This is a genomic window from Streptomyces sp. NPDC030809 (assembly GCF_055572195.1).
In genome coordinates, this window is sequence record NZ_JBVIDV010000004.1 from 40,984 (window position 1) to 58,925 (window position 17,942).

The following is a 17,942-nucleotide window of genomic DNA, read 5'->3' on the forward strand; positions in this document are numbered from 1 at the left end:
AATTGTCCGTTTATATGGACGGCGTGAGGGCTTCGCGAACGACGGGGACGGTGGCATGCGCGAGATAAGCCGACGGGGTGTGCTGGGGCTGGGCGTCGGGGCGGCGGCCGCGGTGGGGATCGCGGGCTGCTCCGGCGGCGCCTCCGGTGACGGCGCCCTGGGGCCGTTGAAGAACGGCCCCGGCAAGGGCGGCCCGAGCACCCCCGCCCCGAAGCCGATCGGGGACGGTTCCACCGCCGACACCGGCCCGCAGCCGCACCAGCCGCCCAAGCCGGTGCCGCTGCAGCCGGGCGAGACCCCGCCGCAGTTCGTGGTCTTCAGCTGGGACGGCGCGGGCGAGGTCGGCAACGGCCTCTTCCCGCGCTTCCTGAAGGTGGCCAAGGACCACGGCGCGGCGATGACCTTCTTCCTCTCCGGCCTCTACCTGCTGCCGGAGTCCAAGAAGAGCCTCTACCGGCCGCCGAACAACCCCGTCGGGGCCTCGGACATCGGCTACCTCAAGGACGAGAACATCCGCCGGACGATCCAGAACGTCCGGCAGGCCTGGCTCGACGGCCACGAGATAGGCACCCACTTCAACGGGCACTTCTGCGGGGGCTCCGGCTCCGTCGGCAACTGGAGCCCGGAGGACTGGCAGGACGAGATCGACCAGGCCAAGTCCTTCGTGAAGAACTGGCGCACCCACACCGGGTTCACCGACCTGGAACCGCTGCCCTTCGACTACGACAAGGAGCTGACGGGCGCCCGCACCCCCTGCCTGCTCGGCCAGGACAAGCTGCTCCCGACCGCGCAGAAGCTGGGCTGGCGCTACGACGCGAGCTCCTCGGGCGGCCTCCAGATGTGGCCGGCGAAGAAGGGCACCGTCTGGGACCTGCCGCTCCAGGGCATCCCGTTCCCCGGGCACTCCTTCGAGGTGCTGTCCATGGACTACAACATCCTCGCGAACCAGTCGAAGAACACCACCCGCGGCGTGCCCGCGCACTACCCGGGCTGGCGCCGGCAGGCCACCGGGGCCTACCTCAACGGCTTCCGGCGGGCCTACGAGTCCAACCGCGCGCCGTTCTTCATCGGCAACCACTTCGAGGAGTGGAACGGCGGGATCTACATGGACGCCGTCGAGGAAGCCCTCAAGGAGATGTCGGGCAAAAAGGACGTAAGGCTCGTATCCTTCCGGCAGTTCGTGGACTGGCTCGACGTCCAGGACCCCAAGGTCCTGGCCAAACTCCGCGCCCTGACCCCAGGCCAGTCCCCGGCCGGCGGCTGGAAGTCGTACCTGTCGGCGGCCTGACCTCGGTGTTCAAACCCCCCTCGGGGGGTGCGGAAGATCCATAAAACGCCCATGCGAAACTTTTCACATGAGCCTTAGCCGCGCCCCCCGACGCCGCCGCTCGACCAGCGGCCGCGCCCTCCTGCTGACCGCGGTGACCGCCGTGGGCGCCCTCACCCTGTCGGCCTGCGGCGAATCGGAAGCCGGCGGGTCCAGAGGTTCCGGGACCAACTTCGTCCCCACCACCAACGGCAGCATCTCCACCGTCGCCAAGGGCGAGCGCACGCCCGCCCCCGAGCTCGACGGCAAGACCGTCGACGGCGGCACCCTCGACGTGGCCGATCTCAAGGGCAAGGTCGTCGTCCTCAACGTCTGGGGCTCCTGGTGCGCCCCCTGCCGGGCCGAGGCCCCGCACTTCGCCAAGGTCGCCAAGGACCTCAAGCCCAAGGGCGTCGAGTTCGTCGGCATCAACATCCGCAACACCACGCAGGCCGCCCAGGCCTTCGACGAGGAGTTCGCGGTCCCCTACCCGAGCCTCTTCGACCCGGACAGCAAGCTCCTGCTGCGCTTCCCCAAGGGCACGCTGAGCCTCCAGGCCATCCCCTCCACCCTGGTCCTCGACCGGGAGGGCAAGATCGCCGCCCGCGCCACCATCGGCCTCGGCGAGGACCAGCTGCGCAAGATGATCGACCCCGTCGCGGCCGAGAAGTGAGCGGGGAAGACCACCGGTGCTGACGCTCGCCGTCGAGCCGAACCAGACCGTCCTGAGCGGGGCCCTGATACTGGCCCTGCCCATCGCGCTCCTGGCCGGGCTCGTCTCCTTCTTCTCGCCCTGCGTGCTCCCGCTCGTCCCCGGCTACCTCTCGTACGTCACCGGGGTCAGCGGATCCGACCTCGCCGAGGCCCGCCGCGGCCGGATGGTCGCCGGAGCGCTGCTCTTCGTCCTCGGGTTCACCGCCGTCTTCGTCTCCGGCGGCGCGCTCTTCGGGTTCTTCGGCACCACCCTCCAGGCGCACCGGGAGATCATCTCCCGCGTGCTCGGCGGGGTGGTGATCCTGCTCGGCCTCTTCTTCATGGGCTGGATCCCGGGACTCACCATGCGCGAGTTCCGCTTCCACAAGAAGCCGGCCGCCGGACTCGCCGGCGCACCCGTGCTCGGCGTGCTCTTCGGCATCGGCTGGACCCCCTGCATGGGCCCCACCCTCGGGGCCCTCACCACCCTGTCCCTGGAGCAGGCCAGCGCCTACCGCGCGGCCCTGCTCACCGTGGTCTACTGCCTGGGTCTCGGGGTGCCGTTCATCCTCACGGCGGTCGCCTTCCGCAAGGCCCTCGGCGCGTTCGGGTGGGTCAAGAAGCACTACGCCTGGGTGATGCGCATCGGCGGCGGCATGCTGATCCTCACCGGTCTGCTGCTCGTCACAGGTGTATGGAACACACTCGTCAGCGAGATGCAGGTGTGGACGACCGGTTTCACGGTGGGGATCTAGCGAATGAGCACGCGCGTATGAGTACGACCGACAACACGAGCACCCCCGTCGCGGAGCCGGACGACGCGGCGGCCGAAGAGGCCGCGACCGCGCTGTCCACCGCGCCCCGCGAGGAGGCCTCCGCCGCCCCCGCGGCCGCCGGCGTGCTCGGCATGCTGCGCTGGACCTGGCACCAGCTCACCTCCATGCGGGTGGCGCTGCTCCTGCTCCTGCTGCTCTCCCTCGGCTCCATCCCCGGCTCGCTCGTCCCGCAGACCAACGTCGACGAGCTGAAGGTCCAGCAGTGGAAGAGCACCCACGCCTTCTGGGTGCCGCTCTTCGAGAAGCTCCAGCTCTTCGACGTCTACAGCTCGGTGTGGTTCTCCGCGATCTACATCCTGCTGTTCGTCTCCCTCATCGGCTGCATCGTGCCGCGCAGCTGGAAGTTCGTGGGCGAGCTCCGCGGCCGCCCGGTGCGCACCCCCCGGCGGCTCGACCGGATGCCGGCGTACGCGACCTGGCGGACCGAGGCCGAACCCGAGGCCGTGCTCGCCGCCGCCCGGCAGGTCCTGGGCGGGAGCCGCTTCCGCACCGCCGGGCAGCCGGACTCCGTGCTCGGCGAGAAGGGCTTCCTGCGCGAGGCCGGGAACCTGGTCTTCCACATCGCGCTCATCGTCATGCTCGTGGCCTTCGCCGCCGGGCAGCTCTACAAGTCGGAGGGCGGCAAGCTCGTCGTCCGCGGCACCGGGTTCTCCAACACGATGACCCAGTACGACGACTTCCGCTCCGGCAGCCTCTTCAAGCGCGACGACCTCCCGCCCTTCAGCTTCACCCTCGACCGCTTCGACGCCACGTACGAGCGCACCGGGCCGCAGAAGGGCACCCCCCGCACCTTCAGGGCCCACGTCAGCTACACCGAGGGCGCCTACGGCACCCCGAAGCAGGCCGACATCGAGGTCAACAAGCCGCTCGTCGTGGACGGCTCGAAGGTCTACCTGATCGGCCACGGCTACGCCCCGGTCGTCTCCGTGACCGACCCGCGCGGCAAGGTGATCTACCGGGAGGCCGTGCCGGTCCTGCCGATCGACTCCAACATCACCTCCACCGGCGCGATCAAGGTCACCGACGGCTACCGCGACAAGAACGGCAAGAAGGAGCAGCTCGGCTTCAACGCCTTCTTCGTGCCCACCTTCGCCGGCGCCGGCAAGGGCCAGATGTTCTCCCAGTTCCCCGCCCTGGACTTCCCCGTGCTCGCGCTCAGCGCGTACCACGGCAGCCTCGGCGTGGACTCCGGCCTGCCGCAGAACGTCTACCGGCTCGACAAGTCCAAGATGCAGGAGTTCAAGGACAAGGACGGGCAGCTGTTCAAGCAGCGGCTGCTGCCGGGCGAGTCCATGACCCTGCCGGGCGGCGCGGGCACCGTGAAGTTCGAGGGCGTGGAGCGCTGGGCCTCCTTCCAGATCTCCCAGCAGCCCGGCAACGGGCTCGCCCTCGCGGGCGCCGTCGCCGCCGTGCTGGGCCTGGCCGGCTCCCTGTTCATCCAGCGCCGCCGCGTCTGGGTGCGCGCCCAGGCCGGGCCGGACGGCACCACCGTCGTGGAGATGGCGGGCCTGGGCCGCAGCGAGTCCGCCCGGCTCCCCGAGGAACTGGCCGGCCTCGCGGCCGCACTGAGCGCACAGGCCCCGATCGCACCCGAGCCCGAGCCCGAGCCCGAGCCCGAGTCCGGGACCGCCGCCGCGTCCGAGACCGCATCCGAGACCGCGTCCGCCGGCTCCGGATCCGAAGCCCCCGCAGCAAGCCCTGCCGAAGCAGAAGGAGAGCGCGGATGACCCCGCTCGCAGTCGCCGCCAACGAGAACCTGGCGCACATCAGCAACGTGCTGGTCTATTCCTCGATGGCGGTCTACACGCTCGCCTTCCTCGCCCACATCGCCGAGTGGGTCTTCGGCAGCCGCAGCAAGGTCGGCCGCACCGCCGCCGCCCTGACCGGCGCCGCCGCCAAGGCCCCCGCCGTGCAGGTGCGCACCAAGGGCGGCGGGACCGCCGTCCTCGACCGCCCGCAGGTGGTGACCCGGGCCGCCGCCGGCAGCCGCGACCTCCCGGACGGCCCCGGCGCGGCCGGCGGCACCGAGAAGGGCGACCTGTACGGGCGGATCGCGGTCTCGCTGACCGCCCTCGGCTTCCTCGTCGAGGCCGGCGGCGTGGTCAGCCGCGCGATGTCGGTGCAGCGCGCCCCCTGGGGCAACATGTACGAGTTCTCGCTCACCTTCTCCACGGTGGCCGTCGGCGCGTACCTGGTGCTCCTCGCGGCGAAGAAGAACGTCCGCTGGATGGGCCTGATCCTGGTCACCACCGTCCTGCTGGACCTCGGCGTGGCCACCACCTGGCTCTACACCGACAGCGACCAGCTGGTCCCGGCCCTGCACTCGTACTGGCTGTGGATCCACGTCTCCACCGCGATCATCTGCGGGGCGGTCTTCTACATCGGTGCCGCCGGCACCCTGCTCTACCTCTTCCGCGACTCCTACGAGAACAAGCTGGAGCAGGGCGGGCAGCCCGGCCGGTTCGCCACCTCGGTGCTGGAGCGGCTGCCGTCCTCGTCCTCGCTCGACAAGTTCGCGTACCGGATCAACGCGGCCGTGTTCCCGCTGTGGACCTTCACGATCATCGCGGGCGCGATCTGGGCGGGCGACGCCTGGGGCCGCTACTGGGGCTGGGACCCCAAGGAGGTCTGGTCCTTCGTCACCTGGGTCGCGTACGCCTGCTACCTGCACGCCCGCGCCACCGCCGGCTGGAAGGGCCGCAAGGCCGCCTACCTGGCGCTCTTCGCCTTCGCCTGCTGGATCTGGAACTACTACGGCGTGAACATCCTGCTCAACGGCAAGCACTCGTACGCGGGCGTCTGAGCCCGGGCCCGCAGTCCGTACGGGTGGCCGCGCCCGAGGTGCGCGCTCACCCGTACGGAGTAACGCTGGTGCCATGGCCACATCGACGACGGTGATCGGGCAGCGCAGCAGCGAGGTCCGCGACGGCCGGCTGCTGCTGCACTTCGAAGTGCACCTGCCGCACGGCTACGAGCCGGTGTGGTCGGCCGTCGCATCGCCCGCCGGCCTGCGCGGCTGGCTGGCCCGCCCCGAGGTGTTCGAACGCCGGCTCGGCGGGGCCCTCACGCTGGCCTGGCCGGGCGGCCCGACCGTCTCCGGACGGGTCACGGCCTGGGACGTGGAGCACGTCGCCGAATACACGGTCGCCGGGTACGGAAGGCTGCGCTTCCACCTGGACGCCCTGGGCACCGACTCCACCCTCGTCCGCTTCACCAACGAGCGCGCGGCGTCCGCGGACTCCGAGCGCCTCGACGCCCTGGCGGCCTGGCACGAGCACTTCGAACGCCTGGCGGACGCCCTCGACGGCCGCCCGGTGGACTGGATCACCTGGACCCCCGCCCGCCGGGCCGAACTGCGCGCGCACTACGCCGGCACCTGACCGGCCGGCGGAGCGCGGTCGGTCCGTGCGCGCTGCCGGGCCGCACCGCGGGGGCCGCTCAGTCGCGGCGGCCCTTGCCGTCCTGCTCGTCCTTGCCGGCGTTCTCGTCGGCGTTCTTCTCCTCGTCGGCCGGGGCCTTCCCCGCGGCGGACGCGTCCCCGAGCGACTTCAGGAACTCCGGGTTGTCGTCCGGGGCCACCCAGCGGGTGCGCCCGCCGGCCGCGCCGAAACCGCCGGCGAGGGCCCGCTTCTTCCCCGCGAACAGCCACACCACCGGGCCGACGACGGAGAAGAGCAGGATGATGATCACCCACACCACCTTCGGCAGGTGCTTGACCTCTTCCTCGGGCGTGTTCAGGCAGTCGATGAACGCGTAGATCGTCAGCGCGATGACCAGCAGGAAGGGCAGATAGCGCAGCACGGTGTGGGACCGACCCCCAGGCAGTGGCGAAGGCGTGGACTTGGGCCGCGGCGGCCCCGGTGACCCTTCCAGGGTAGTGCGTGCCGGATACTTGGCCGCATGGCTTACGACGATCTCCGCTCGCTGCTCCGGGCTCTGGAGCGGGAGGGCGACCTCAAGCGCATCAAGGCCGAAGTCGACCCCTACCTGGAGGTCGGGGAGATCGTCGACAGAGTGAACAAGGCCGGCGGCCCGGCCCTCCTCTTCGAGAACGTCAAGGGCTCCGCCATGCCCCTGGCGATGAACGTCTTCGGCACCGACCGCCGGCTCCTGAAGGCCCTCGGCCTGAAGTCGTACGGGGAGATCAGCGAGAAGATCGGCGGCCTGCTCAAGCCCGAGCTGCCGCAGGGGTTCATCGGGGTCCGCGAGGCCTTCGGCAAGCTGGGCTCGATGGTCCACGTGCCGCCGCGGAAGGTGAAGGGCGACGCCGCCCCGGTCCAGGAGGTCGTCCTCACCGGGGACGAGGTGGACCTGGACCTGCTGCCCGCGCTGTTCACCTGGCCCAAGGACGGCGGCTCCTTCTTCAACCTGGGCCTCACCCACACCAAGCACCCGGAGACCGGGGTCCGCAACCTCGGGCTCTACCGCCTGCAGCGCCACGACAAGCGCACCATCGGCATGCACTGGCAGATCCACAAGGACAGCCGCAACCACTACGCGGTCGCCGCCAAGCGCGGCGAGCGGCTGCCGGTCGCCATCGCCTTCGGCTGCCCGCCGGCCGTCACGTACGCCTCCACCGCCCCGCTGCCCGGGGACATCGACGAGTACCTGTTCGCGGGCTTCGTCGCGGGCAAGCGCATCGAGATGGTGGACTGCAAGACGGTGCCGCTCCAGGTGCCGGCGAACGCCGAGGTCGTCGTCGAGGGCTGGCTGGAGCCGGGCGAGATGCTGCCCGAGGGCCCCTTCGGGGACCACACCGGCTTCTACACCCCGCAGGAGCCCTTCCCGGCCCTGAAGATCGACTGCATCACGATGCGCAGGCGCCCGCTGCTCCAGTCGATCGTGGTGGGCCGGCCGCCGACCGAGGACGGCCCGCTGGGCCGCGCCACCGAGCGGTTCTTCCTGCCCCTGCTGAAGATCATCGTGCCGGACATCGTGGACTACCACCTGCCCGAGTCGGGCGGGTTCCACAACTGCGCGATCGTCTCGATCGACAAGAAGTACCCGAAGCACGCGCAGAAGGTGATGCACGCCATCTGGGGTGCGCACATGATGTCGCTGACCAAGCTGATCATCGTGGTGGACGCCGACTGCGACGTGCACGACCTGCACGAGGTGTCCTGGCGGGCGCTGGGCAACACCGACTACTCCCGGGACCTGACCGTGGTCGAGGGGCCGGTGGACCATCTGGACCACGCCTCCTACCAGCAGTTCTGGGGCGGCAAGGCGGGCATCGACGCCACGAAGAAGCTCCCCGAGGAGGGCTACACCCGCGATGGCGGCTGGCCCGACATGGTGGAGTCGGACCCTGCGACGGCGGCCCTGGTGGACCGCCGCTGGAAGGAATACGGACTGTGAGCTCCGCCGCCGCTGCTGTCCCGGCCCCCGGCCGGACCCGGGCTTTCCTGCGGCTCGTGATGATCGAGCACTCGGTCTTCGCGCTGCCCTTCGCCTACATCGCCGCGCTGACCGCGATGTTCCAGCTGGACCGCAACGTCCACTGGGGCAGGCTGCTGCTCGTCACCGTCTGCATGGTGGGCCTGCGGACCTTCGCGATGGCCGCCAACCGGATCATCGACCGGGAGCTCGACGCCCGCAATCCGCGCACCGCGCAGCGCGAGCTGGTCACCGGCGCGGTGTCGGTCCGCTCCGCCTGGACCGGCGCGGGCATCGCCCTGGCGGTCTTCCTCGGCGCGGCGGCCCTGCTGAACCCGCTGTGCCTGGCGCTGGCGCCGGTGGCCGTCGTGCCGATGGTGGTCTACCCGTACGGCAAGCGGTTCACGAACTTCCCGCAGGCCATCCTCGGCCTGGCCCAGGCGATGGGACCGGTCGGGGCCTGGCTGGCGGTGACGGGGGAGTGGTCCTGGCACGCGGTGGTCCTCGGGCTGGCCATCGGCGTCTGGATCGGCGGCTTCGACCTGATCTACGCCTGCCAGGACGTGGAGTCGGACCGCGCCGAGGGCGTGAAGTCGGTGCCGGCCCGCTTCGGCATCCCGGGCGCGCTCTGGGGCGCCCGCGCCTGCCACCTGGTCACCACGGGCCTGCTGGCCTGGTACGCGGTGCTCACCGGCGGCGGGGTGTTCCTGTGGCTGGGCCTGCTCGTCGTGGCGGCGGCCTTCCTGTACGAGCACACCATCGTCACCCCGCACGACCTGTCCCGGCTGAACCGCGCGTTCTTCACGGTGAACGGTTTCGTCGGGATCAGCCTCTTCCTCTTCGCCCTCGCCGACCTGCTGGCCCGCGGTCTGACGCTCTAGCAGGTCCCGACCACCTGACCTGCGCCCGCGCCGCGGTGGCCGGATAGGCTCGGCGCATGACTGACGGCAAGCGCACCCCGTGGGTGGTCGGGGTTTCCGGGGCCTCCGGGACCCCGTACGCGGCGGCGGTGCTGCGCGGGCTGCTGGCGGCCGGGGAGAGCGTCGATCTTGTGGTCAGCCGCGCTTCGCGGCTCACCCTTCTGGACGAGACCGGGATCGCCTTCCGGGACGCGCACTGGCGCGAGGACCTGGCGCAGTGGCTCGCGCGGGGCGCGGACGGCAAGCCGGACACCTTCGCGGGGCTCGCCCTGGACGGCGTACGGCACTGGGGGGCCGGGGACCTGGCGGCGGGGCCGAGCAGCGGCTCGTACCCGGTGAAGGGGATGCTGATCGTGCCCGCGTCCACAGCGTGCGTGGCCGGGGTGGCGCTGGGGCTTTCGAAGGACCTGCTCCAGCGGGCGGCGAGCGTGACGCTCAAGGAGCGGCGCCGGCTGGTGGTCGCGGTGCGGGAGACCCCGCTGAACGGTCAGACGCTGAAGCACCTGGTGGCGCTGGACGAGGCGGGCGCAGTCGTGCTGCCCGCCTCGCCGGCGTTCTACTCGGGTGCGACGCACATCCAGGATCTGGTGGACTTCGTCGCGGGGCGGGTGCTGGACGCGGCAGGGGTGCCGCACCGGCTGTACCGCCGTTGGGAGGGAGAGCTCGGTGGAGCTCGGGGCGCTTAGCGCTTCTTGGCGGTGCGGGCGTGGACCTTGTCCGCACGCTTCGCGGCAGTCGGCTGGTGGGCACGGGATCGGTTGGCCAGCTCCTGCAGCTGTCGCATGTGAGCGTAGGCCATCTCGATCGTGTACACGGTGAACCACTCCTGAAAGATCGTCTTTGATCTGCTGAAAGATTCACAGGGCGTTGACCCTGTGTGCCTTAGATTCTATACGTAAACTCGCGGGATCGCTGAACAATGGAAGGCTCCAGGCAAATGGACGCGGTGGACAGGCAGCTCATCCAGGCACTCAGGGAAAACGGCCGGGCGTCGTACGCCGAGCTCGGACGGCTCGTCGGGCTGTCCGGCCCGAGCGTGACCGACCGGATCAACCGGCTGGAGACCGCCGGTGTGATCACCGGCTACCGGGCCACGGTGGACTCGGCCTCGCTCGGTCTCGGGGTCACGGCCCTCATCGGCATCTCGCTCTCGGACGCCGCCGACCACGAGGACGTGGCCCGGCGCCTGCGCGACCTCGCCGAGATCGAGGACTGCTGGTTCATCGCCGGCGACGACTCCTTCATGCTGAAGGTGCGGGCCAGCGACGTGGACGGCCTGGAGAAGATCATCCGCAAGCTGTCGGGCACCCGCGGGGTCTCGCGCACCCGCACCACCATCGTGCTCTCCACCAAGTGGGAGAACCGGGTCGGGGATCTGCCCGAAGAGCGCTGAGAGTACGGTGGGGAGGGTTGCAGGACATCGAGTAGGAGGCGACCGCCACATGGACGCAGGTCTCAAGCGCGAGCTGGAGGAGAAGGTCCGCTCCGGCGAGCGGCTGACCCGTGAGGACGGCATCGCCCTCTACGCGTCGGACGACCTGGCATGGCTCGGCGGGCTGGCCCACGAGGTGCGCACGCGCAAGAACGGCGACGTGGTGCACTTCAACGTCAACCGCCACCTCAACATGACCAACGTGTGCACCGCCTCCTGCGCCTACTGCTCGTTCCAGCGCAAGCCGGGCGAGAAGGACGCGTACACGATGCGCATCGAAGAGGCCGTGCGCCTGGCCAAGGCCATGGAGAACGAGAGCCTCACCGAGCTGCACATCGTCAACGGTCTGCACCCCAACCTGCCGTGGCGCTACTACCCGCGCTCGCTCAGCGAGCTGAAGAAGGCGCTGCCGGACGTGTCGCTCAAGGCGTTCACGGCCACCGAGATCCACCACTTCGAGACCATCTCGGGGCTCAGCGCCTCGGAGATCCTCGACGAGCTGATCGACGCCGGCCTGGAGTCGCTGACCGGCGGCGGCGCCGAGATCTTCGACTGGGAGGTCCGGCAGCACATCGTCGACCACCGCACCCACTGGGAGGACTGGTCGCGCATCCACCGCCTCGCGCACGAGAAGGGTCTCAAGACCCCGTGCACGATGCTGTACGGGCACATCGAGGAGCCGCGCCACCGCGTGGACCACGTGCTGCGGCTGCGCGAGCTCCAGGACGAGACCGGCGGCTTCCAGGTCTTCATCCTGCTGCGGTACCAGCACGACTTCGTGGACATGAAGGACGGCAAGGTCCGCAACACCCTCCAGGCGCGCACCTCGATGGCGACCGGCGCCGAGGCGCTGAAGACCTTCGCCGTCTCGCGGCTGCTGTTCGACAACGTCCCGCACGTGAAGGTCTTCTGGGTGATGCACGGCGTGCAGACCGCCCAGCTGGCCCTCCAGCACGGCGCGGACGACATGGACGGCTCGGTCGTGGAGTACAAGATCACGCACGACGCGGACAACTACGGCACCCCGAACAAGCTGTCCCGCGACGACCTGCTGGACCTCATCCGCGAGGCGGGCTTCCGCCCGGTCGAGCGGAACACCCGCTACGAGGTCATCCGCGAGTACCCCGGCCCCGACGCGTCGCTGCGCGAGTCCCCGCAGCCGATGCGGGTCTGAGCGGCACCCCCGGCCTCGAAAGGCCCCTGCCCGACGCTGCCGGAAGGGCGGCGCGGTCCCGGTCATCCGGGAACCGCGCCGCCCTTTCCGCGTTTCCGGGCGGGCTGTGGTCTGCGGGCCCGGGTGGCGGAAAAACATTGTGGGGTGCAGGGTGTGTAATGGATAATCCTGTGCTGTGACCCTTACCTTTGCTCTTGATCCCGCCATGGACGCCGACCTGCGCGAGGCGCTCGTCCGGATCTGGACGGACGCCAGCAACGCCGGCGGCTCCATCGGCTTCGTCCCGCCCGTCACCCCCGAGCAGGTCCGGCCCGAGCTGCTGCACCACCTGGCCGGCATGGCCGAGGGCCGCATCCGCCTGGTGGCCGGACGGGACGCGGCCGGCGAGGTGCGGGCCGCCGCCTTCCTCGCGTTCAACCGGCACCCGCTGATGCGCCACTGGCTCATGGCCTACACCGTCATGGTCGACCCGCAGGTCCAGGGCCGCGGGTACGGGCGCGAGCTGATGGCGGCCCTCGCCGACGCGGCCCGCTCCTTCGAGGGGATCGAGGCGATCCGGCTCACCTGCCGCGGCGGGCACGGGCTGGAGGACTTCTACGCCTCCTGCGGATACAAGGAGGTCGGGCGGGTGCCCGGGGCGATCCGGGTCGCCCCCGGTGACGACCGCGACGAGATCACGATGCTCCTGCCCCTGCTCTGAGTTGGCCGAAAGTCATCGGCGAAACTCCGGCCATCCCCGCTCCCGGCCGCTCGTGAAGCTTGGGTTTCGGGGCTCCCGGTCACCTTGCGGAGCAGTACCGCCCGATCTCCGAAACCTTTACTCTCTTCCCCGAGCAGGGCCTCTGCCTGGGGTTTTGCAGCGTAAGACGGGTGGGGTTCATGGCGGAGCAGAATGAGGCCGAGGTGCGGTTCAACGTCCTTGGTGCACTGGAGGGTTGGGCGGACGGCAAGCGTCTGAGGCTCGGCGGCCCCATCCAGGAACGCGTTCTGGTCACTTTGCTTCTGGAACCGGGAAGGGTCGTACCGGTGGTACGCCTCGTGGACGCCGCCTGGGAGGACGAACCGCCCGCAACCGCCCCCCACCAGATCCGCAAGGCCGTGGCCGACCTGCGCCGCCGCATCCCCGGCGGCAGCGGCCTGATCGCGACGGACGGACCCGGCTACCGGGCCGTCCTCGGCGAGGACCAGCTCGACCTGACCCTGTTCCTGCGCCACACCCGGCTGGCCCGCGAGGCCCTCGCCGACGGCCGCCCCGCCGACGCGGAGGGCGAGCTGCGCGCCGGACTCGACCTGTGGCGGGGCCCGGTCCTCGCCGGCGCCGGCGGCCCCGTCCTCGAATCGGCCTCCACCGCCCTGGAGGAGCGCCGCCTCGCCGCCGCCGAACAGCTCTTCCGGCTGCGCCTGGACCGCGGCGAGAGCACCGAGCTCGTCGGCGACCTGCGCGAACTCGTCGCCGCGCACCCCCTCCGGGAGACCCTCCGCGGACACCTCATGCTCGCCCTGTACCGCTCCGGGCGGCAGGCCGAGGCGCTGGAGGAGTACGGCCGGGTCCGCGAGCTGCTCGTGGAGGAACTCGGCGTGGACCCCGGCCCCCGGCTGACCGGACTGTACGAGGGCATCCTGCGGGACAGCCCGGAACTGGCGCCCCCCGCCCCGGCGGTGCCGTCCGCCCCGGCCCCGGCCCCGGCCGGCCCCGCGGGCGGATCCGCCGCCGGCTCCGGTGCCGTACCCGCCGCGGCCCCCGCACCGGCCGCGGCCGCCGGCGCCGTACCCGCCGCCGGGCCCGGGGCGGACGCCGGGGCCGCCGCCTCCGCGCAGCCCGCCGCCGAGGCCCCGGCGCCCGCGCCCGCCCCCTGCACCCTCCCGTACGACCTTGCCGACTTCACCGGGCGGGAACGCGAGCTCGCCGACCTGCTGGCCGCCGCCGCGGACGGGGAGGACACCGCCACCCGGATCGTCGCCGTGGACGGCATGGGCGGCACCGGCAAGACCACCCTGGCCGTCCGCGCCGCGCACCGGCTGGCCGAGCGGTTCCCCGACGGGCAGCTCCACGTGGACCTGCGCGGCTACACCCCCGGCGAACAGCCGCTCCAGCCCGGACCGGTCATCGCGGGCGTGCTGCGCACCCTCGGGGTGCCGGGGGAGCAGATCCCCGAGGACGCCCCCGGCCGGGCCGCGCTGTGGCGGGCCACCCTGGTCGGCCGCCGGCTGCTGCTGCTCTTCGACAACGCCTGCGACGCGGCGCAGGTCCGCCCCCTGCTGCCCGCCTCCCCGGGCTGTCTGGTCCTGGTCACCAGCCGGGCCCGGCTGGTCGAGCTGGACGGCGCGCACTGGATCTCCATCGGGGTGATGTCCCCCGAGGACAGCATGGCGCTGATCACCGAGACCCTCGGCGCCGAGCGCACCGGGCGGGAGCCGGAGGCGGCGCGGGCCCTCGCCGCGCTCTGCGGCCACCTGCCGCTGGCCCTGCGCATCGCCACGGCCCGGCTGCGCAACCGCTCCCGGTGGACCGTGCAGCACCTGGTGGACCGGCTGGGCGACGAGACCCGGCTGCTGGACGAGCTCAGCTCCGGGGAGCGGAGCGTCGCGGCCACCCTGCGCCTGTCGTACCAGGCGATGGACGAGGCCCACCGGTCCGCGTTCCGCCTGCTGAGCCTGCACCCCGGCGCCGAGATCGACGTCCACTCGGCGGCCGCGCTGCTCGGCGAGGACCCGCGGGACGCGGAGGACCTCCTGGAGGACCTCCTCGACATGCACCTGGTGCAGCAGCACGAGCTGGGCTACTACGCCCTCCACGACCTGGTCCGCAGCTTCGCGCAGAGCCTGCGCAACGAGGAGACCGCGGCGGACGACGCGGCCGCGCTGGAACGGCTGCTGGACTACTTCTACGCGGCCACCCAGGCGGCCTGCGCCCTGCTCTTCCCCGCGCGTTCCGAGTACGCGTCGGGGCTGCGGGAGTCCACGGCCGAGCTGCCGCCGCTGGCCGGCGCGGACGCGGCCGCCGCCTGGTTCGACCGGGAGGCCGAGGCGCTGGCCGCGGCGATCGCCCTGGCCGAGGCCCAGGGCTTCCTGCGGCACGCCGTCTACACCACCCGCAACCTGGTGTTCTTCCTGGACATGCGGACGTACATGGAGCAGTACCGCCGGGTCGGGGAGACCGCCATCGCGGCCGCCCGCCGGCTGGGCGACACCCGGGCGCTGCGCATCAGCCTGACCAACCAGGTGTCGGCCCTGTGGAAGCTCGGCCGGTTCCGGGAGGGGATCACCCTCACCGAGGAGGCGCTGGAACTGGCCCGGGCCGAGGGCGAGCGGATCGGCGAGGGCAGCTGCCTGGAGCTGCTGGGCCTGCTGCACGGCAGCCTCGGCGAGCTGGAGGAGGGGCTGCGCTGCCAGGAACTCGCGGTGGCCGTCCACCAGGAGACCGGGGACGTCCAGTCCGAGCTGCACCTGCTGTGCTCGCTCAGTACGACGTACGGCTGGCTGGGCCGGGACCCGGAGGCGGTGGAGGCGGCGCAGCGGGCGGTGAAACTCGCGCACGACGTGCAGAGCCGGGACAGCGAGGTCGCGGCGCGCAACGACCTGGCGAGCGCGCTGCTCGCGCTGGGGCGGGTGGCGGAGGCCGAGGAGTGCCTGCGGCAGGCCCTGGTGCTCTTCGACGAGTCGCGCCAGCCGGACAACTTCGCGGTCACGATGGCGCTGACGGCCACCGTCCGCGAGCTGCTCGGCCGGCCCGAGGAGGCCCGGCGCTGCGAGGAGCAGGCCATGGAGCTGGTCCGGCGGCGGGCCTCGCCGCCCCGGCAGATGAAGGTGGAGCGGCTCGTCGGCACGCTCCGGCTGGAGCGCGGCGATCACGACGGGGCGGCCGAGCTGTTCGAGAGCGTCCACGGGCGGGCCGCGGCCGCCGAGTACCGCATGGAGGAGGCCCGGGCCCTGGCCGGGCTGTCCCGGGTCGCCGAGGAGCGCGGGGACCGGGCGGGGGCGGCGGAGCACCGGGCGCGCGCGGTGGCGCTGTTCGACGCGATGGGGGTGCCGCAGGGCGCGCGGGCGCCGCTGTAGCGGGCTTGCCGGGCGGGCCTTTGCACGAGAAGCGGCCCGCGCCCCCGGGGAGGGGTGCGGGCCGCTTCTTCGTGTGCGGATGCCGGTGCCGGTGCCCGGGTCAGACGCCGGTGCCGGCGTCGGGGGCCGGGGCGGGCGCCGGGTACGGGGCCCGCGGGCCGGTGTTCTCGGCCTCGGTGTGCTGGACACCGGTCCGCCCGTGGTCGGACTTCCACCCCAGGTCGCCGCTCGCCCCGAGGGCGAGGGCCAGGCCCAGAGTGACGATCCCGATGATTCCGGCCAGCTTGCTGCGCATTTCCGTATCCCCGCCCCGTTGGTTCCGTGGTGTCGTGCGTGGTGCTTTCGACAACACAGAGGTTCGCGGGAGCCGTTCCCCAACGGTTCCCGCTCTGTTACCGGCTCGGACAGTACAGCGGGAATCGGTCAGGAACCAGGTTCCGCCGGGTAGTTGGGCCGGTGATTTTCTCTGCTGTTCACATTGACTCAATCGATGGCGGTGCCCTGTCTCGAAACGGCTGTTCCGATCGGCCCTACCGGAGCGGGTGTCGGTGCCACCGCCGGGACGTCCGGGGAGGTGGTGGGCCTGCTGCCGGTCCCCCGGGCTCGGCGGGCGGCGGCCCGGGCCCCGTTTCGGGCTCCGGCGGGGAGGCCGGAATGCGCCTTACACGCACGTGGTGCGCGGTCGGTGCCGACCGGGCCCCCGCAGGGGCGGGTTCCGGCCGCAACCGGCCTGCGGGTCGGATTTGCTGCGAAGGCGCCGGGCGCACGGCGCACGGCGCACGGGAGGGCGGCGGGCGCACGGTGCACGGGAGGGCGGCGGGCTTTCAGAGGGCCTGGGAGGCGACGGCCGCCGCCGGGGCGGCCGTCGCCGTGATCGTGGCGCGCAGTCCGGACCGTACGGCGGCGATCCGCTCGGCGGCCTCGGCGGGGCTCGCCGCGTCCACGACGGCGTACCCGTGCCGGCTGCCGGACTCCGTCGGGTGCGGCAGGAAGTCCCCCGGCCCGTACGGGAAGACCACGGCGTGCACGTACGCGCGGGAGTTCAGCTCGGCCAGGTCCGCCACGGACTCCAGCCGGCCGGCGGGCAGCCGGAAGAAGCCGACGGAGGCGAAGCGGTCCGGCACCGGGGCGGCCACGTCCTCCCCGGCCAGCGCCCGGAAGACCGCCGCCTCCAGGTCGAAGCCGCCGGCCACCTCCACGAGCAGCGGGATCCGGTCGCCGCCCAGGCAGGCCTGGGACTCCACGATGCGGGGCCCGGCCGGGGTGAGGATCACCTCGGTGTGCGCCGGGCCGAACCGGTAGCCGGCGAGGTCGAGCAGGGCGGTGGCGGTCGCGCGGATCACGGCCTCGTCGGCGGGGGCCAGGGGGGCCGGGTGGAGGTGCCCGGTCCCGGCGAAGCCGGAGTCCCGTGCGGCGCCTCCGGCCGCTCCGGCGGCCTCCCTGGCGGTCTCCTTGGCGGTGATGCCGATGACGTGGTGCATGCCGTCGACGGTCAGCGTCTCCACGCTGAACTCCGGGCCGGTCAGGTGGTCCTCGACGATGAAGGGGCCCTCGATCCCGGCGTCCGCCACCCGGGCGGTCCACGCGGCCAGGTCGGCCGGCTCCCGCACCAGCCCGATGCCCCGGCCGCCGGCGGAGTTGCCGGGCTTGACGACCGCAGGCAGCCCGAACTCGGCGAGCAGCGGCTCCACATCGGCGAGCCGCTCGGCCCGGCGGGCCCGGACCACGGAGACTCCGTTGCGGTTGAGCAGGCGGCGCATCGCGTGCTTGTCGTTGAGCAGCCGGACCGACTCGGCGGTGTTCGGGGACAGGCCGAGGGCCTCGGCCTCGGCGAGCACCGCGGCCATGCCCGCCTCGGAGCCCAGGTGCAGGACGTGGTCCACCCGGTGCGCGGTGGCCATCTCCGCGACCAGGGCGCGCAGGGCGCCCTCGTCCTCGAAGTCGACGAGGGCCAGCTCCTCCGAGTGGGCGGCGACCCGCGCCAGGTAGTCCGCCCCGCGGAGCTTGGGGTCCCAGATCGACCAGACCCGGAACCCGGCCTCCACGGCCTTGCGGACGAGCCGCTCGTACGGCATCACCAAGAGGAGGCGGCCGGCTTCGCTGGTGTGGGTCATGAGGGGCTCCGATCGGGAAGGGGGGAGTCGCGCCG

General features: G+C 72.0%; 16 protein-coding genes. 13 read left to right on the plus strand and 3 right to left on the minus strand.

Translation table 11 applies throughout. The features are described from left to right. Window positions 1–55: 55 nt before the first annotated feature. The 6 genes from ACZ407_RS06900 (at window position 56) to ACZ407_RS06925 (ending at window position 6,215) form a co-directional block, all read left to right on the plus strand. Window positions 56–1,288: a polysaccharide deacetylase family protein gene (locus ACZ407_RS06900; protein WP_468126136.1), complete on the plus strand. Its 1,233-nt coding sequence runs from the start codon at window positions 56–58 to the stop codon at window positions 1,286–1,288. 67 nt (window positions 1,289–1,355) lie between these two features. After that, window positions 1,356–1,979 (plus strand): TlpA family protein disulfide reductase, encoded by a 624-nt coding sequence (locus tag ACZ407_RS06905; RefSeq protein ID WP_468126137.1) that lies wholly within the window; start codon window positions 1,356–1,358, stop codon window positions 1,977–1,979. A gap of 16 nt (window positions 1,980–1,995) precedes the next feature. Continuing rightward, entirely contained in the window at window positions 1,996–2,754 is a 759-nt protein-coding gene (locus tag ACZ407_RS06910) for a cytochrome c biogenesis CcdA family protein (protein ID WP_468126139.1), read from the plus strand. Window positions 2,755–2,771: 17 nt separating this feature from the next. Next, window positions 2,772–4,562 carry a cytochrome c biogenesis protein ResB gene (gene resB / locus ACZ407_RS06915; protein WP_468126141.1) on the plus strand — a complete coding sequence of 597 codons (1,791 nt, stop codon included), beginning with the start codon at window positions 2,772–2,774 and terminating at the stop codon, window positions 4,560–4,562. Next, a complete protein-coding gene (gene ccsB / locus ACZ407_RS06920) occupies window positions 4,559–5,638 on the plus strand; it encodes a c-type cytochrome biogenesis protein CcsB (RefSeq protein ID WP_468126143.1) in 1,080 nt (359 codons plus the stop codon). Before resB ends, ccsB begins: the two co-directional genes overlap by 4 nt. Window positions 5,639–5,711: 73 nt before the next feature. Further along, the gene (locus ACZ407_RS06925; protein ID WP_468126145.1) at window positions 5,712–6,215 is read left to right on the plus strand and encodes an SRPBCC domain-containing protein; all 504 of its coding nucleotides are present in this window, start codon (window positions 5,712–5,714) and stop codon (window positions 6,213–6,215) included. Between the two features lie 58 nt (window positions 6,216–6,273). Here the strand turns inward: ACZ407_RS06925 and ACZ407_RS06930 are convergent, their stop codons facing one another. Further along, window positions 6,274–6,636: a PLD nuclease N-terminal domain-containing protein gene (locus ACZ407_RS06930; protein ID WP_468126147.1), complete on the minus strand. Its 363-nt coding sequence runs from the start codon at window positions 6,634–6,636 to the stop codon at window positions 6,274–6,276. 99 nt (window positions 6,637–6,735) lie between these two features. Between ACZ407_RS06930 and ACZ407_RS06935 the strand changes: the two genes are divergently transcribed. The 7 genes from ACZ407_RS06935 to ACZ407_RS06965 all read left to right on the plus strand — a co-directional run bounded on the left by ACZ407_RS06935 (window position 6,736) and on the right by ACZ407_RS06965 (window position 15,793). After that, window positions 6,736–8,193 (plus strand): menaquinone biosynthesis decarboxylase, encoded by a 1,458-nt coding sequence (locus ACZ407_RS06935; RefSeq protein WP_468126149.1) that lies wholly within the window; start codon window positions 6,736–6,738, stop codon window positions 8,191–8,193. After that, a complete protein-coding gene (gene mqnP / locus ACZ407_RS06940) occupies window positions 8,190–9,092 on the plus strand; it encodes a menaquinone biosynthesis prenyltransferase MqnP (RefSeq protein WP_468126151.1) in 903 nt (300 codons plus the stop codon). Before ACZ407_RS06935 ends, mqnP begins: the two co-directional genes overlap by 4 nt. Window positions 9,093–9,148: 56 nt before the next feature. Beyond that, window positions 9,149–9,817 carry a UbiX family flavin prenyltransferase gene (locus ACZ407_RS06945; RefSeq protein ID WP_468126153.1) on the plus strand — a complete coding sequence of 223 codons (669 nt, stop codon included), beginning with the start codon at window positions 9,149–9,151 and terminating at the stop codon, window positions 9,815–9,817. A gap of 251 nt (window positions 9,818–10,068) precedes the next feature. Further along, window positions 10,069–10,524 (plus strand): Lrp/AsnC family transcriptional regulator, encoded by a 456-nt coding sequence (locus ACZ407_RS06950; protein ID WP_468126155.1) that lies wholly within the window; start codon window positions 10,069–10,071, stop codon window positions 10,522–10,524. 49 nt (window positions 10,525–10,573) lie between these two features. After that, the gene (gene mqnE / locus ACZ407_RS06955; protein ID WP_468126157.1) at window positions 10,574–11,737 is read left to right on the plus strand and encodes an aminofutalosine synthase MqnE; all 1,164 of its coding nucleotides are present in this window, start codon (window positions 10,574–10,576) and stop codon (window positions 11,735–11,737) included. A gap of 175 nt (window positions 11,738–11,912) precedes the next feature. After that, window positions 11,913–12,437, plus strand: coding sequence for a GNAT family N-acetyltransferase (locus tag ACZ407_RS06960; protein ID WP_468126159.1), 525 nt, complete (start codon window positions 11,913–11,915; stop codon window positions 12,435–12,437). A gap of 179 nt (window positions 12,438–12,616) precedes the next feature. After that, complete coding sequence (locus ACZ407_RS06965) at window positions 12,617–15,793, plus strand: AfsR/SARP family transcriptional regulator (protein WP_468126161.1); 3,177 nt, start codon at window positions 12,617–12,619, stop codon at window positions 15,791–15,793. 100 nt (window positions 15,794–15,893) lie between these two features. Here ACZ407_RS06965 and ACZ407_RS06970 read toward each other — a convergent pair whose 3' ends face one another. Together ACZ407_RS06970 and ACZ407_RS06975 are read right to left on the minus strand one after the other, a co-directional pair. Further along, window positions 15,894–16,088 (minus strand): hypothetical protein, encoded by a 195-nt coding sequence (locus ACZ407_RS06970; protein ID WP_468126163.1) that lies wholly within the window; start codon window positions 16,086–16,088, stop codon window positions 15,894–15,896. Window positions 16,089–16,617: 529 nt separating this feature from the next. Next, the gene (locus ACZ407_RS06975) at window positions 16,618–17,907 is read right to left on the minus strand and encodes an ATP-grasp domain-containing protein (RefSeq protein ID WP_468126165.1); all 1,290 of its coding nucleotides are present in this window, start codon (window positions 17,905–17,907) and stop codon (window positions 16,618–16,620) included. Window positions 17,908–17,942: the final 35 nt, after the last annotated feature.

Bases quoted from the DNA above. Each gene is read 5' to 3' on its own strand.
- ACZ407_RS06900 (WP_468126136.1), top strand. From the start codon at position 56: ATGCGCGAGATAAGCCGACGGGGTGTGCTGGGGCTGGGCGTCGGGGCG.
- ACZ407_RS06905 (WP_468126137.1), top strand. From the start codon at position 1,356: ATGAGCCTTAGCCGCGCCCCCCGACGCCGCCGCTCGACCAGCGGCCGC.
- resB (WP_468126141.1), top strand. From the start codon at position 2,772: ATGAGTACGACCGACAACACGAGCACCCCCGTCGCGGAGCCGGACGAC.
- ccsB (WP_468126143.1), top strand. From the start codon at position 4,559: ATGACCCCGCTCGCAGTCGCCGCCAACGAGAACCTGGCGCACATCAGC.
- ACZ407_RS06925 (WP_468126145.1), top strand. From the start codon at position 5,712: ATGGCCACATCGACGACGGTGATCGGGCAGCGCAGCAGCGAGGTCCGC.
- ACZ407_RS06935 (WP_468126149.1), top strand. From the start codon at position 6,736: ATGGCTTACGACGATCTCCGCTCGCTGCTCCGGGCTCTGGAGCGGGAG.
- ACZ407_RS06945 (WP_468126153.1), top strand. From the start codon at position 9,149: ATGACTGACGGCAAGCGCACCCCGTGGGTGGTCGGGGTTTCCGGGGCC.
- ACZ407_RS06950 (WP_468126155.1), top strand. From the start codon at position 10,069: ATGGACGCGGTGGACAGGCAGCTCATCCAGGCACTCAGGGAAAACGGC.
- mqnE (WP_468126157.1), top strand. From the start codon at position 10,574: ATGGACGCAGGTCTCAAGCGCGAGCTGGAGGAGAAGGTCCGCTCCGGC.
- ACZ407_RS06965 (WP_468126161.1), top strand. From the start codon at position 12,617: ATGGCGGAGCAGAATGAGGCCGAGGTGCGGTTCAACGTCCTTGGTGCA.
- ACZ407_RS06970 (WP_468126163.1), bottom strand. From the start codon at position 16,088: ATGCGCAGCAAGCTGGCCGGAATCATCGGGATCGTCACTCTGGGCCTG.
- ACZ407_RS06975 (WP_468126165.1), bottom strand. From the start codon at position 17,907: ATGACCCACACCAGCGAAGCCGGCCGCCTCCTCTTGGTGATGCCGTAC.